Below are 14,542 nucleotides of genomic sequence, written 5' to 3' on the forward strand. Positions count from 1 at the left end.
CCATTGTGCGGTTTCCGCCCGCCCGAAGCATTCACCCCACTCGTACGGGTTGTCTTTTTTGGAAATGCCCACAAAGACTGTAAAAGTGGACGGGTGGGCTACAACCTCGGCGTCGATCTCGGCACCACGTTCGTGGCTGCCGCCATCGCTCGCGACGGCCGCCCCGAGATGTGCACCTTGGGCAGCCAGACCGTGGTCAGCCCGGCGGTGGTCTATTTCACCGAGGAGTCGCGGCTGGCGTTCGGTGACGCCGCCGAGCGCCGGGCGCTGAGCCGGCCGGACCGGGTGGAGCGCGCGTTCAAACGGCGCCTCGGCGATCCGACCCCGGTCGTGCTCGGTGGCGTGCCGCACGCGGTCACCGCCCTGATGGCGGCCCAACTGCGGGACGTGCTCGACACCGTGTCCCGGGTCGAAGGTGAGCCGCCGGAGCGGGTCGCGCTGACCTATCCGGCGACCTGGGGTCCGTACCGCCGGGAACTGTTCGAAGAGGTTCCCCGGCTGGCCGGCCTGCATGATCATGTGACGCTGACCGAACCGGAAGCGGCAGCCGCGTTCTACGGCGCCTCCCGGCTGCTCAATGAGGGCGACACCCTGGCCGTCTACGACCTCGGCGGCGGCACCTTCGACGCCACTGTGCTGCGCAAGCACGGCGGCGCAGTCGAGGTCGTGGGCAACCCGGACGGGATGGAGCGACTCGGCGGCATCGACTTCGACGAGGCGATCCTGCAGTGGATCGACTACCGGAACGGCGGCGCGCTCAGCGACCTCGACCTGGCGCAGCCGGGGGCCGCCGCGGCCATGGCCCGCCTGCGCCAGGAGTGTGTGCACGCGAAGGAGGCGCTGTCGGCCGACATCGAGACGAGCATCCCGGTGCTGCTGCCGCATCGCCAGTTCTTCGCCCGCCTAACCCGGGCCGAGTTCGAGGGGCTGATCCGGGCCTCGGTCGAGTCCACCATCGGCACCCTGATCAGAGCGGTGCACACCGCCCGGCTGGAGGTCGGGCAGTTGTCCGGGGTGCTGCTGGTCGGTGGGTCGTCCCGGATCCCGCTGATCGAGCGCATGATCGCGACGGAGACCGGCCGGCCGACGGTCACCGACGCGCACCCGAAGTACGCGGTCGCGCTGGGCGCGGCGGTCTTCGCCGGCCGGCAGCCCGCCTCGGCCATGCCGCCACCACTGGTCGAGGCTCCACCGGAACCCGTGGCCGAGCCCACTACGGTCGATCCGCCGGTCGTGCTTCCTCCGCGCCGGGGCCGGCGGATCGCGGCCCTCCTGGCGATCGTCGCCGCCGTGCTGTTGCTCGCCGGCGCGGGCGTCCACCTGGCCGGACGCCACAATGGCGGGCCGACCAACGCCGGCGCGCCCGTCCCCGGGCCGTCCACAGCCGCCCCCACCGCCAGTGCCGCTGTCGCTGTCGCCTCCGCGGTCGCGGTGCCCTCGATCGGCCGCCCGGTCACGCTGACGCACACGCCCGACTACGTCGCCGCCGCACCGGACGGGCGCCGGCTCTACATCGCCTCCGGCGAGCAGACGGTCTCCGTGCTCGACGTGGCCACCGGCACGGTGACCAGTGAGATCCCCACGCCCGGGCCCGCCCGCTTCGTGTCCTTCTCTCCCGACGGCCGATACGCCTATGTGAGCCTGTGGGACCACCGCGGCGGCCAGGTGCACGCGGTCAGCGTCGTCGACACCGACGACAACACCATCAAGAAGACCTTTCCCGTACGGACGCGGCCCTACCTGGCCGCGGTCACGCCCGACGGAAACTGGCTGTACGTGCCCAACCACGACGGTCACACGGTCACCGTTGTCGACAACAGGCGGCTGATCCCGGTCGCCGAGATCACCGTCCCGCCCGAGCCGCACTACGTGTCGTTCTCCGTCAACGGCGCCCGGGCCTACGTCGCCGACCACGAGTCGAACTCGATCAGCGTCGTCGACACCGCGACCCGGCAGGTAATCACCAACATCGGCGTCGGCCGCTCGCCGCACGCCGTCGAGCAGAACCCGCACCGCCCACTGCTGATGAACGTCAACTGGGACGACGGCACGGTCTGTGTCATCGACACGACCGGGCACGCGGTGCGCCGGACCATCAAGGTCGGCGCCCAGCCGCTGGCCGTTCGCTGGTCAGCGGACGGGCGCTACGCCTACGTGGTCAACAGTCACAGCGACAACGTGTCGGTGATCCGGGCCGACACGTTGCAGGTCACCGCAACCCTGCCGACCAGTGACGCCCCCACGTCGATCGCCGTCCTGCCCGACGGTTCCCGCGGCTACGTCAGCAACAGCAAGGCCAAGACCCTGACAGTGCTCAACCTGACCCGATGACCGCGGCGGCTCCACCCCGGCGCACCCGATCGCTCAGGTCGAGCCGCGCAGGATCAGCGTGGTGGGCAGCGTCGTCGGTTCCGGTGGAGTCGCCGTGCCGGCGAGCATGGCCATGAGGGACTCCGCGGCCGCTGTGCCGAAGCCGGTCTTGTCCTGCGTGACGGTGGTCAGGCCGGGCGGAATCAGCGCCGCCACCTCGATGTCGTCGAAGCCGATGACGGCGACGTCGTCGGGAACCCGCAGGCCGGCCTCATGGATAGCCTTGATCGCGCCGACCGCCATCTCGTCGCCGGCGGCGAATACGGCGGTCGGGCGGGGGTCGCGGGCCAGCAGCTCCGTCATGGCGGCGTGCCCGCTGTCCAGATAGAAGTCGCCGGCCACGACGTCGTCATCGGCCAGGGGCATTCCTGCCTCGGCGAGCGCCTCCCGGAAGCCGGCCAGGCGTTGCGCGGCCGGCCAGTTACCGGCCGGGCCGGTGATGGTGGCGATGTGCCGGTGACCGCGTTCGATCAGGTGTGCCGCGGCCAGCCGGCCGCCCCCGGCGTTGTCGGAGGTGATGTAGGTGCAGGTCGGCCCGGTGAAGAGCAGGTCGAGGGCGACACAGGGCACTTCGGCGTCGACCAGGGCCAGCACCGCGGGGTCCCGGCTGCCGTTGTCGATGATGACCACGCCGTCGACGTTGTGGCGCTGGACGGCGCGCAGGAAACGCCGCGGGTCGTCCGGGCCGGCGCCCGGGTCGGGAGCGAGCATGAGCAGGTGCAGGCCGTGCGCACTGAGCGCGCTTTTCAGCGCGACCAGGATGTCCTGCAGGAACGGATGCCGCCAGCCGGGACGGCGGTGGTCGGTGTCCCACACGAGGCCGACCATGTGCGACTTCTTGGTCGCGAGGGTGCGGGCCGACTCGTTCGGCAGGTACCCGATCTCGGCGGCCATGCCGAGAACGAGCTGGCGCGTCTGCTGGCTGACCACCTCCGGAGAGTTGAAGACGCGGGACACGGTGGCGACGGAGACGCCGCACCGATGTGCCAATTCTCTGATGCTGGACACGGCGATCACCCTAATGTAACCGGTTTCAAAAACGTAACAGCGCCGAGTCGCACGGGTCAACACAGTGGATCACGTTACCTTTTCGTGACTTGACGGAAGTGGCACCGATCGATGCAAACTCTTGGCTCAAGGGGCTACACCCACCCCTTCGAAGCGATTCTCCGGCCGCATCCATGCCGGCCTCTCCATCGACTCAGCTCGTTCGAAACTTCAGTTCCACGCGATGTAACCGGTTTCATGTAACCGATTACATCAGGCGAAAAGGGGAGAACTGCCATGCTCTTGTCTCGATCCGTGCGGGCCCTGACCGCAGCGACGATCGCCGCGGTGATGCTGACCGCGTGCGGTTCCGGCGGCGACGACGGTGGGGGCAGCGCCGGCGGCGACGTCACGCTGAACGTCAACCTGTTCGGCAACTTCGGCTACGAGGAGCTGTACCAGGAGTACGAGAAGGCCAACCCCAACGTCAAGATCAAGGAAAGCACGGCCGCCTACAACGATCACCACCGCAATCTCGCCACGCACCTGGCCACGGCGACGGGCGCCGGCGACATCGAGGCTGTCGACACCGGCTTCATCGCGCAGATGCGCGAGGTCGGCAAGCAGTTCACCGACCTCGGCACCGAGCGCCAGGCGGAGTACCTGCCCTGGAAGTGGCAGGCATCGCTGACCAAGGACGGCCAGCAGATCGGGTACGGCACCGACGTCGGCGGCCTGGCCATCTGTTACCGGCGCGACCTGTTCGAGAAGGCCGGCCTGCCCACCGACCGCGACAAGGTCTCCGCATCGTGGGCGGGCGGCTGGGACAAGTACATCGAGCAGGGGCAGAAGTACGCGGCGAAGGCGCCGGCCGGCACCGCGTTCTTCGACGGCGCGGGCGCGCTGTACAACGCCGTCATCGGGCAGGCCCCGGTGGGCTTCTACAGCGAGGACAACACCGTCGTCGTCGCCAGCAACCCCGAGGTGCGCAAGGCCTGGGACCTGGTCGTCCGGGCGGTGCAGAGCAACCTGTCGGCCAAGCTGCTCGAGAGCTCCCCGGAGTGGAACAACGGCTTCGCCAAGGGCCAGTTCGCGACCATCGCCTGTCCCGCCTGGATGATGGCCAAGATCAAAGACCAGTCCAAGAACGCGGCCGGCAAGTGGGACGTGGCGGCCGTACCCGGCGGCGGTGGCAACTGGGGCGGCTCGTACCTGACCGTGCCCAAGCAGGGCAAGCACGTCGAGGAGGCGAAGAAGCTCGCCGCCTGGCTCACCGCGCCCGAGCAGCAGGCCAAGGTCTTCACCTCCAAGGGGCTGCTGCCCTCCATTCCGGCGCTGTACGACAAGCCCGAGATCGGGCAGTACAAGGACCCGTTCTTCAACGACGCGCCGGTCGGAAAGATCTTCACCACCGCCGCGAAGGAACTGAAGCCGCAGTACCAGGGCCCGCGCACCGGTGACATCCAGACCACGATCCGCGACGGTCTGGTCCGGATCGAGCAGGGCAAGCAGAGCTCCGACCAGTCCTGGCAGCAGACGGTCAGCGACGTCGAGCGTCTCGCCAAATAGCCCACCCCCGCACGGCCGGCGGTCATCGCGACCGCCGGCCGCTCCGGCGACGAAGGATCGACGATGGCCATCCCTGCGCTGACCACCCGCCGGGTCAAACTGAACCGGCTCGACACCAAGGGCTCGCCCTACCTGTACGTCCTTCCGTTCTTCCTGCTCTTCGGCGCGTTCGGGCTCTTCCCGCTGATCTACACCGGGTACGTCTCGTTCAACGACTGGAACCTTCTCGATGCCGGCTCGCACGAATGGGTCGGCTTGGCGAACTACCGCGAGCTGCTGCAGGATCCGTACTTCTGGAACGCGCTCGGCAACACGCTCAGTATTTGGGTGCTGTCCACGGTGCCGCAGCTGCTGGCCGCACTCTGGATCGCGCACCTGCTCAATCACAAGCTGCGGGCCCGTACGAGCCTGCGCATGGGCGTGCTGCTGCCGAACATCACGTCCATCGTGGCGGTGACGATCGTCTTCACCCAGATGTTCGGCCGCGACTTCGGCATGGTCAACTGGCTGCTCGGGGTCGTGGGTATCGGACCGGTCGACTGGCAGGCGGACACGTGGAGCTCCCACCTGGCCATCTCGATCATCGTGGCCTGGCGCTGGACCGGCTACAACGCGCTCATCTATCTCGCCTCGATGCAGGCGATCCCGCATGACCTGTACGAGGCCGCGGAGCTCGACGGCGCGTCCTCGGCACAGCAGTTCTGGCGGATCACCGTGCCCATGCTGCGTCCGACGATCATCTTCACCGCGGTGATCTCGACGATCGGCGGCCTGCAGATCATGGCCGAGCCGCTGTTGTTCGCCGGCAGCTCGACGCCCACGGGCGGCTCCGACCGGCAGTTCCAGACCGCCGCGCTGTTCATGTACGAGCAGGGATTCCGCGAATTCCGGTTCGGCTACGCCTCCGCCATCGCCTGGACGCTCTGCCTGGTCATCGCCATCTTCGCGATCGCCAACTACCTGCTCACCCGGCGCATAGCCAACGACGAGGAGTAGCCGTGACCGTTCTCGCCGACCCACCGTCCACCCGCGCCGAGACACCGGCGCCGCAACGCCGGCCTCGCCGCCGCGGGTTCGGCTATCCGCGCAGAGGCTCAGTCTGGACCTACGGCGCCCTGCTCGCGGTCGTAGCCGGATCGGTGTTCCCGCTCTACTGGTCGCTGGTCGTGTCCTCGCAGACCAGCGACGCCGTCGCCCAGGTGCCGCCGGTCCTGATTCCGGGCGGGCACCTGTTCGACAACATCGCGCGGGTCTTCGACTCCACCGACTTCGGCAAGGCGCTGCTCAACTCGTTCATCGTCAGCGGCTCGGTCACCCTCTCCGTGGTGTTCTTCTCGACGCTGGCCGGTTTCGCGTTCGCCAAGCTGCGCTTCCGCGGCCGCAAGGTGCTGCTCGTCGTCGCCATCGGCACGTCGGTGGTGCCGCAGCAGCTCGGCATCATCCCGCTCTACCTGCTGATGGCCGAGTTCGGCTGGACCGACCGGCTCGCCGCCGTGATCGTCCCCGGCCTGGTCACCGCGTTCGGCGTCTTCTTCATGACCCAGTACCTCGGGCGCGCGGTGCCCGACGAACTGCTGGAGGCCGGCCGGATCGACGGCTGCAGCACGTTCGGCCTGTTCTGGCACGTCGTCCTGCCCGCGGCGCGTCCCGCGGCCGCGGTGCTCGGCCTGTTCACCTTCATGCAGGCGTGGAACGACTTCTTCTGGCCGCTGGTCGTGCTGCAGAACAACGCCACGGTCCAGGTCGCGCTCTCCTCGCTGGCCAGCGGCTACACCACCGACTACACCCTCACCCTCACCGGCACGCTGCTGGCCACCGTGCCGATCCTGGTGATCTTCATGGTTCTCGGCCGGCAGATCGTCGGCGGCATCATGCAAGGAGCGATCAAAGGATGACGGACTCGGAACTGCCGCGGATGCCGGCCGGTTTCCTCTGGGGCGCCGCCACCGCGGCTTACCAGATCGAGGGGGCGGTGGCCGAAGACGGCCGTGGCGACTCGATCTGGGACACGTTCAGCCGGCGGCCGGGCGCTGTCGCCGACGGCACCTCGGGGGCGGTGGCCTGCGACAGCTACCACCGCTGGCGCGACGACGTGGACCTGCTCGACGGCCTGGGCGCGGGCGCCTACCGATTCTCGATCGCCTGGCCGCGGATCGTGCCGTCGGGCGAGAGCGAGGTGAACAAGCCGGGGCTGGACTACTACGACCGGCTCGTCGACGCCCTGTGCGAGCGCGGCATCCGGCCGTTCGTCACGCTCTACCACTGGGACCTGCCGCAGGCGCTCGAGGACCGGGGCGGCTGGCGCGTGCGGGACACGGCGGAGCGCTTCGCCGAGTACGCCTCCGTGGCCGCCGGGCGGCTCGGCGACCGGGTGGGCGACTGGATCACGCTGAACGAGCCGTACTGCTCGTCGATCGTCGGCTATGCCGAGGGCCGGCACGCCCCGGGCGCCGCCGAGGGCCACGGCGCGCTCGCGGCCGCCCATCACCTGCTGGTCGGGCACGGGTTGGCGGTCGCGGCGGTCCGGGCCGCCTGCCCGGGCGCCCGGGTGGGCATCACGCTCAACCTGTCCCCGGCCGTGCCGGCCACGAACACCGAGGCGGACCGGGAAGCCGCGCGGCGGATGGACCTGCTGGTCAACCGGCAGTTCACCGATCCGGTGCTGGGCGGCGCCTACCCGGACGGGTTCGACCGGCTGTACGCCGGGGTGAGCGACCTGTCGTTCCGGCGCACCGGCGATCTCGAGCTCATCGGCGCCCCGCTGGACTTCCTCGGCGTGAACTACTACTACCGGATCCACGCCGCCGCCGCGCCGTACGAGCAGACCGATCCGGCGCTGCGCACCGCCTGCGACATCGGCGTACGCTCCGTGGCGCGCGAGGGCGTGCCGGTCACCGACCTGGGCTGGCCGATCGAGCCGCGCGGCCTGACTGACACGCTGACCGGTCTCGCCGGCCGCTTCCCGGGCCTGCCCCCGATCTACGTCACCGAGAACGGTGTCGCCGAGGTGCGCGAGGATCCCGGCGCGGACCCGGACCGCATCCGATTCATCGCCACGCACGTGGCCGCCGCCGCCGAGGCCGGCGTGGACCTTCGCGGCTACTTCTACTGGTCGCTCATCGACAACTTCGAGTGGGCCCGGGGCTACGGTCCACGCTTCGGCCTGGCCCATGTGGACTATCCGACCGGAAACCGCACACCGCGGGCCAGCTACCACTGGCTGCGCGACCAGCTGGCCCAGCAGCAGGCCACCACCGTGTGACGACGCGGTCGGCGGGCGCCGAGCACTCGGTCACCCGCCGGCCTTGCGTAGTAGTTGTTCTACGCCGGCGGGGTGCTCACCCATCGGTGAGCACCCCGCTGCGGGTTTTCGCCGAGTTAACGGATGGTGACGTCACTCCGGTTGACCTTGCAATTGGCGTCGTTCCAGCCCTCGCCGAGGTAGCTCGGCTCGCTGCCCTTGGCGACGCCCTTGTACTTGCCGCAGACGACGACGCTGGAGCTGTTGCTGATCGTGACGCGGGTCATGGTGGCGGTGTCGCCCCAGTTGCTGTTGATGCCGGCGACCATGTCGATGTCGTTCAGCAGCACGTTGTCGATCTTGACGTGGCGCTCGTACGAGGTGGTGCAGTTACCGCAGCCGCGGTACAGCTTTCCGGAGCCGCTCAGGTAGAAGCCCGAGATGCTCACGGTGCCGTTGCCGTTGTGCTGGAAGGTCTTGTCGCTGCCGGACCGGGCGCCGCCGCCGATGACGTAGCTGGTGCCGTTTCCGGTGCCCTTGAACGTCGCGGCGTCCTCGCCGATGTCGTTCCACCACACGTTCCGGATGGTGCAGGTGCCCTCGCAGTGCACACCGTCACCGGCGGGCGAGCCGATGATGACGTTTTGCAGCGTGCCACCGTTCGCGATCTTGAACATCGGATCCTGGGACTCGTTCTGCGAGCCGTCACCGATGCAGCAGTACGTCTTCATGCCGCCGTCGAAGGTGCCCGTCACGTTGACCGTGCCGGAGATGCTCACCGAGCCCGTCGAGGACGGCCACGAACCAGTCGGAGTGCCCGGGTTGCTGGTCGGCGGGGTCGTCGTGGGGCCGGTGGTCGGGCCGGTGGTCGGGTTCGAGCCGCCACTGCCGTAGGTCTCGAACTCGGCGATCCGCGGTGCGCCGGATGCGGCGGTGATGTCGAAGGTGAGCTTCTTCAGCGAGGTCGAGGCGAAGGAGATGGTGCCGGGGGCTCCGCTGCCACTGGTCAGGACGGCGCCGTTGTCGCCATTGAGCACTCGCCAGGCACTGATCGAACCGCCGCCGGAGGCATATCGGATGGCCGCCGAGGACACCGTCGTGGCGCTGCCCCACTTGACCGACACGTAGCCCGTTGAGCCGTTGGGCGCCCAATAGGTGCTGAGGCTGCCGTCCTTGACGTTGCCATAGCTCGTGCCGCCGGCCTTGCTGGAACCGTCAGCGCCGGCACCGATGCTCAGGTTGTCGGCGGCCATTGCCTGGGCCGACGGAAGCGCCATCATGATCGCGGCGCTCGCGACCGCGGTCGCCGCCCCGGCTATCCATCGTCCGGCGATTGATCGTTTCATCGCTGTCTCACTTTCATCATCGAGGTCTGCCCCCCACCGCCTCCTAACTCAGGAAAGCGCTTACCTGGGGACATTAGATAACCATCGATGCGTACACAAGGAGTTGCAGGATTTGCAGCGTGCCGATCCGGCGTCATGATTTGTCCGTCTGACGCGAGCGGCCGGCGGGGGAGCGGGCTCTGCCGCCCCGATCCTTTTCGGGTTCCGCAAGGGTCGACGACGTGTCGGTGGGTCCAATGATCAGGCAGCCGCGTGGCCGGTTCTCGGCGGTCAGAGTCTTGCGACCATGCGTCCGAGGGCGCCCGGGGCAATCCGGAGCATCGCCGGCATCAGTTTGGTCTGGCCCGGCAGTGCCATCGGCCGGCGTTGCCGGAGTGCTTTGAGCGTGACTGCTGCGACCTCGGCGGGTTGCAGTTTCGGACCCGTGGCGGCGGCGGTCATCGGTGTTTCCGTGGTCGGTGGAAGGACCTCGAGCACATGGGTGCCCTGCGGTGCGAGCTGTCGGCGCAGGCCGTCGGCGAAGCCGTGCAACCCGGCTTTGACGGCGCCGTAGGTCGGTGCGCGGGTCGGCGAGACCAGAGCGAAGCCGGAGGTGACGAAGACGATCGCGGCCAGGGCGGGCCAGCGCTGCAACACCTCGCCGGTCAGGTGGATGGGTGCCGCCAGATTCAGGTCGATCTCCTGGTCGAGGGCCGCGGTGGCGTTGTCGACCGCGGTGAAATCCCGCTCGACGAACGTGCCGGCATTGTTGATCAACACATCCAGCCGCCCGAACCGTTCGGCGATCGCATCGAGCATGGCGGCTCTCGCTTCCGCGTCTGTCACATCGGCCTGGACGGCCAGGGCCTGCGGGTGAGCCTGGGTGAAGCGATCGAGGGCTGCTTGTGATCGGCCGCACACGACCACGGAGGCTCCTCTTCCAGCAACGCCTCGGCGAGGCTCAGGCCGATGCCCGATGTTCCTCCGGTGACGAGAACTACTTGCCCCATGCGTCTACCTCCAAAGACTTCGGCACCGATCGGTGCCGAATGCCACCATAGCACTTCGGAACCGAGCGGTACCGAAGAGATAGGCTGAGCTCGTGGGCAGTGAACGAACGACACCGATCGGTAGACCACGAGGGTTCGACGCCGACGAGGCTCTCGAACGGGCGATGGTGGTCTTCTGGGCCCAGGGCTACGAGGGCTCCAGCCTGGACGACCTGACCGGCGCGATGGGCATCAACCGCACGAGCATGTACCGGGCCTTCGGCAACAAGCAGGACCTGTTCCGCAAGGCGCTGGAGCGCTACACCGAGGGCCCGGCGTCCTACTTCGCCCGGGCTCTGACGCAGGCGACCGCCAGAGAAGTGGCTACGGCCTACCTCGGCGGTGCGGTCCGTTCCACCACGCGCCCCGACTGCCCCGCCGGATGCCTGGGCGTACAGGGCTCACTGGCCGCAGGCGAGGCCGGCCGCCCGGCCCGCGACACCCTCGCCGCCTGGCGTCAGGAGGGCGTCGCCCACCTGCGGGACCGATTCCAGCGCGCCCTCGACGACGGTGACCTGCCGGCCGGCGCCGATCCCGCCCTGCTCGCCCGATATCTCATGACCGTGGCCAACGGGATCGCTGTCCAGGCCGCCGGCGGATCCAGCCGTGACGAACTCCAGCTGGTGGCCGACATGGCACTACATGGCTGGCCCCGGTAGGCCCTGATCCCGGCGCGACCTCGCGTCCTTGTCCGGTCGCGTTAGCTTTGCGCGGTGCAACCTACCCGAGAGCCGGTCCGGATCAGCGTGCTCGGTCCGGTGGAGCTGATCGTCGACGGGTCCGCGGTGGCTCTGCCACCGCTTGAGCGCACGCTGCTGGCCGTCCTGGCCGGGCACAGTGGACGAATCGTCGCCGTGGACCGGCTGGCCGACGGGCTGTGGGACGGCCGCCCGCCGACCGGGGCCCGCAACCGGGTCCAGGCGCTGGTGGCGTCGCTGCGCAAGCTCGCCGGGCACGCCCTGATCACCACCCGTCCGCCCGGATATCTGCTCGGGGCGGCGCCGGTGCTCGACTCCCGGGAATTCGCCGACGAGGTCCGGCTGGCCAGCCGGCAGACCGCCGAGGCCAACCCCCGGCTCGCCGTCGACCTGCTGACCCAGGCCCTGGCCCGGTGGCGCGACGACGCCTTCGTGGACGTGCGTGCCTCCCTGGTCGACTTCGAGCGTGACCGCCTGCACGAGCTGCGGGAACACGCGCTGGAGGAACGTTTCGAGGCGCAGCTCTCCCTCGGCCTGCACCGCGAGCTGGTCCCCGAGCTGATGAAGAGCGTCAAGGACCGGCCGCTGCGGCAGCGCCTGCGGGGCCAGCTCATGGTCGCCCTGCAGCGCGGTGGCCGCGAGGCCGAGGCGCTGGCGGTGTACCGGGCCGGCGCCCGCCTGCTGGCCGACGAGCACGGGCTCGACCCCGGCCCGGAGCTGCGCCACCTGCACGACCGGATTCTGGCCGAGGACCGGGCGCCGGAGCCGCAGCCGGCCCGGCTGTACCGCCCGCAACAGCTGCCGGCCGTGATCGGCGACTTCGTCGGCCGCGACAAGGAGCTGGACCATCTGCGTTCCCTGCTGGCGTACACGCCGGAGGTGGCCGGCGCCGCGCAGGTGATCGTCGTGGCCGGGCTGGCCGGCACGGGCAAGACCACCCTCGCGCTGCGTGCGGCGCACGAGCACCGTAACCGGTTCCCGGCCGGCAGCCTCTTCGCCGACCTGCGCGGCAACACCACGAGCCCAGCCGATCCGGCCGCCGTTCTGGCCGCGTTCCTGCGCGCCCTCGGGGTGACCAGCCAGGCCATCCCGGCGGAGTTGGACGAGCGGGCCGCGCTGTACCGCTCGGTCCTCGCCGATCGGCGGACCCTGGTGCTGCTGGACAGCGCCGCGAGCGTCACGCAGGTGCGGCCGCTGCTGCCGCCCGGCCCCAACACGACGCTCATCACGACCACAGCCGGGTTGAGCGCCCTGCCCGGGGCCACCGCCCTGCCGCTCGACGTGCTGCCGCTGGCAGACGGCCTGGCCTTGCTGGCCAACCTGGCCAGCGCGGAGCGTGTCGGGCGCGAGAACCGGGCGGCCGCGCAGGTGGTCGAGCTTTGTGGCGGCCTGCCGCTGGCGCTGCGGATCGCGGGCGTACGGCTGGCCGAACGGGAAACGATGACCATCGCCCACCTGCGCGACCGGCTGCGGGTCGAGCGGCGCCGCCTCGACGAGCTGTCGATGGGCGAGCTGGACGTACGGAGCAGCTTCACGGTCGGTTTCGAACGGCTGCGGCCGGCCGCGGCCCGGCTGCTCGGGGTGCTGAGCCGTACGTCGTTACGCAGCTTCAGCACCGCCGACCCGGACGACGAGCACCTGCTGGACCAGCTCTGCCGGGCGCAGATGCTGACCGCGTACGGCGACGGCCGGGTCCGGATGCACGACCTGGTGCGGCTGCACGCGCGCGAACGGGCCGAGCCGGACGACGACGAGCTGGTGCGCTGGTACGAGCGTCTGCTCCGGCAGGCCGAGCGCGCCGGCGCGGCGCTGCCCTGCCGGCACTTCCCCGCAACGCGTACGGTCACCTCGGACCTGACGGTGCCGGCCGCGCTGGCCTGGTTCGAGGACGAGCGGGAAAACCTCACCGCCGCCGCGTCCGATCTGCTGGCGCTCGGGCAGGCCGACCTGGCGGGCCGGCTGGCCTACGCGATGGGCGGCTTCGCCCTGATGCGGGAGAGCCACCTGCCCGAATGGGCGGACACGCTGCGGGCGATCCTGGCCGAGCCGTCGGGCCTGACCGTACCGACCAGGGTGTCGGTGCAGCTGGGGCTGGCGGCGGCCGCGCGGATGACGGACCGGATCGCCGAGGCGATGCCGCTGCTGCGCGCGGCCTACCGGGACGGTCGCGGCCTGCTGCCGGACCATCAGGTCATGGCTGCGCTCACGTACGCCCTGTGCAGCCGGCATCTGGGCGACATGCGCCGGGCCGAGGCGGCGCTGGGGCTCGCCTTCGGCCGCTGCGCCGGGCGGCAGGTCGCCGAGCCGGTCATCGGCTACAGCCTGCTCGTCGCGGGCCAGCACTTCGGGCAGTTCCAGCGGCACACCCCCTTCAACCACTGGCTTCTGCGGGCTGCCGACGAGTTCCTCGAGCGCTGCGGCGACAGCTGGGGTCAGGCCCTGGTGCACGAGACCACCGGAGTCGTGCACCGCCAGGACGGCAACTGGCCGCTCGCCGCCCACCACTTGCGCCTGGCTGTCGCCGTGCACCGCGGCCTCGGCGACAAACTCTCCATGACGGTCGCCGAACAGGCGCTGGCCTCCGTGCACGTCGCCACCGGGGACACCGAGGCGGCCCGCGCGTTGCTGGCCCGGGTGTCGGCCGCGTTCCGGGACATGCGCTACGTCTGGGGCCAGGGTGTCTCCCAGCGGCTGCTCGGCAACCTGCTGCTCGGCGAGGGCGAGGCCGGCCGGGCGGCGGTCGAGCTGGAGTCCTCGGTGGCCATCCTGCGAGCCTGTCAGAAGCCGTTCACGCTGGCCCGGTCGCTGGCCCTGCTGGCCCAGGCCCGGGCCGCCCTGGGCGAGCACGCGGCTGCGGTCGCGCTGGGCCGGGAGGCACTGGCCATCTTCGACCAGTTCGCCGCCGAGGATGCGGTCGAGCTGCGCGAACTGCTGCGTACCTGGGACCGGGACGCGGCCGCAGCCGATCCGCAGTAGATCCGCAGCGGCCGGCGGCACAGTGACGGGGCAAGTTGTTCCCCGACACGGAGGTTTGGCATGACCAAGGTGATGACCCGGTTCGGCGACGTGATGCTCGGCGCCCTGCTCGGCAAGGAGGAGGCCGGCGCCTGCGTGCCGGAGCACGGCCAGTCCTGTTGCGCCATTTCCAACGGCTACTGCTCCGGCGGCAACTACTTCTGGTACTACCGGCGGAGCTCGTACAGCTGCAGCGGAACCTGCTCGGCCAGGACGTCCGACCCGGTCTGTTACACCAAGAAGTCCGGCGCCTGCTGATCCAGCGCTCTCGCGGGGCCGCGCCGCCCG

General features: G+C 69.9%; 11 protein-coding genes. 8 read left to right on the forward strand and 3 right to left on the reverse strand.

Going from position 1 to position 14,542, the window contains the following annotated elements; genetic code table 11:
* Positions 1 to 93 precede the first annotated feature (93 nt).
* Positions 94 to 2,331, forward strand: coding sequence for an Hsp70 family protein (locus tag ACZ3I4_RS45765; RefSeq protein ID WP_465388448.1), 2,238 nt, complete (start codon positions 94 to 96; stop codon positions 2,329 to 2,331).
* 33 nt (positions 2,332 to 2,364) lie between these two features.
* Here ACZ3I4_RS45765 and ACZ3I4_RS45770 read toward each other — a convergent pair whose 3' ends face one another.
* Positions 2,365 to 3,378, reverse strand: a complete 1,014-nt coding sequence (locus tag ACZ3I4_RS45770; RefSeq protein WP_465388449.1) for a LacI family DNA-binding transcriptional regulator — start codon at positions 3,376 to 3,378, stop codon at positions 2,365 to 2,367.
* Positions 3,379 to 3,654: 276 nt separating this feature from the next.
* Here ACZ3I4_RS45770 and ACZ3I4_RS45775 point away from each other — a divergent pair, with 276 nt between their 5' ends.
* The 4 genes from ACZ3I4_RS45775 to ACZ3I4_RS45790 all read left to right on the forward strand — a co-directional run bounded on the left by ACZ3I4_RS45775 (position 3,655) and on the right by ACZ3I4_RS45790 (position 8,188).
* Entirely contained in the window at positions 3,655 to 4,926 is a 1,272-nt protein-coding gene (locus ACZ3I4_RS45775; RefSeq protein ID WP_465388450.1) for an ABC transporter substrate-binding protein, read from the forward strand.
* A 63-nt stretch (positions 4,927 to 4,989) separates the two neighbouring features.
* The gene (locus ACZ3I4_RS45780; RefSeq protein ID WP_465388451.1) at positions 4,990 to 5,922 is read left to right on the forward strand and encodes a carbohydrate ABC transporter permease; all 933 of its coding nucleotides are present in this window, start codon (positions 4,990 to 4,992) and stop codon (positions 5,920 to 5,922) included.
* Between the two features lie 2 nt (positions 5,923 to 5,924).
* Positions 5,925 to 6,821 (forward strand): carbohydrate ABC transporter permease, encoded by an 897-nt coding sequence (locus tag ACZ3I4_RS45785; protein WP_465388452.1) that lies wholly within the window; start codon positions 5,925 to 5,927, stop codon positions 6,819 to 6,821.
* On the forward strand, positions 6,818 to 8,188 hold the full coding sequence (locus ACZ3I4_RS45790; RefSeq protein WP_465388453.1) for a GH1 family beta-glucosidase: 1,371 nt from the start codon (positions 6,818 to 6,820) through the stop codon (positions 8,186 to 8,188). The genes ACZ3I4_RS45785 and ACZ3I4_RS45790 overlap by 4 nt, the downstream gene beginning before the upstream one ends.
* A 116-nt stretch (positions 8,189 to 8,304) precedes the next feature.
* On the opposite strand, the gene ACZ3I4_RS45795 is transcribed toward ACZ3I4_RS45790, so the two are convergent.
* Complete coding sequence (locus tag ACZ3I4_RS45795) at positions 8,305 to 9,513, reverse strand: pectate lyase (protein ID WP_465388454.1); 1,209 nt, start codon at positions 9,511 to 9,513, stop codon at positions 8,305 to 8,307.
* A gap of 270 nt (positions 9,514 to 9,783) precedes the next feature.
* On the reverse strand, positions 9,784 to 10,470 hold the full coding sequence (locus ACZ3I4_RS45800) for an SDR family NAD(P)-dependent oxidoreductase (RefSeq protein ID WP_465388510.1): 687 nt from the start codon (positions 10,468 to 10,470) through the stop codon (positions 9,784 to 9,786).
* A gap of 124 nt (positions 10,471 to 10,594) precedes the next feature.
* Between ACZ3I4_RS45800 and ACZ3I4_RS45805 the strand changes: the two genes are divergently transcribed.
* The 3 genes from ACZ3I4_RS45805 to ACZ3I4_RS45815 are packed head-to-tail and all read left to right on the forward strand — an operon-like array spanning position 10,595 to position 14,512.
* Positions 10,595 to 11,200: a TetR/AcrR family transcriptional regulator gene (locus tag ACZ3I4_RS45805; protein ID WP_465388455.1), complete on the forward strand. Its 606-nt coding sequence runs from the start codon at positions 10,595 to 10,597 to the stop codon at positions 11,198 to 11,200.
* Positions 11,201 to 11,254: 54 nt separating this feature from the next.
* The gene (locus tag ACZ3I4_RS45810; RefSeq protein WP_465388456.1) at positions 11,255 to 14,215 is read left to right on the forward strand and encodes an AfsR/SARP family transcriptional regulator; all 2,961 of its coding nucleotides are present in this window, start codon (positions 11,255 to 11,257) and stop codon (positions 14,213 to 14,215) included.
* Positions 14,216 to 14,275: 60 nt separating this feature from the next.
* Entirely contained in the window at positions 14,276 to 14,512 is a 237-nt protein-coding gene (locus ACZ3I4_RS45815; RefSeq protein ID WP_465388457.1) for a hypothetical protein, read from the forward strand.
* The last annotated feature ends 30 nt before the right edge of the window (positions 14,513 to 14,542 follow it).

Source organism: Actinoplanes sp. NPDC021490 (genome assembly GCF_055562135.1).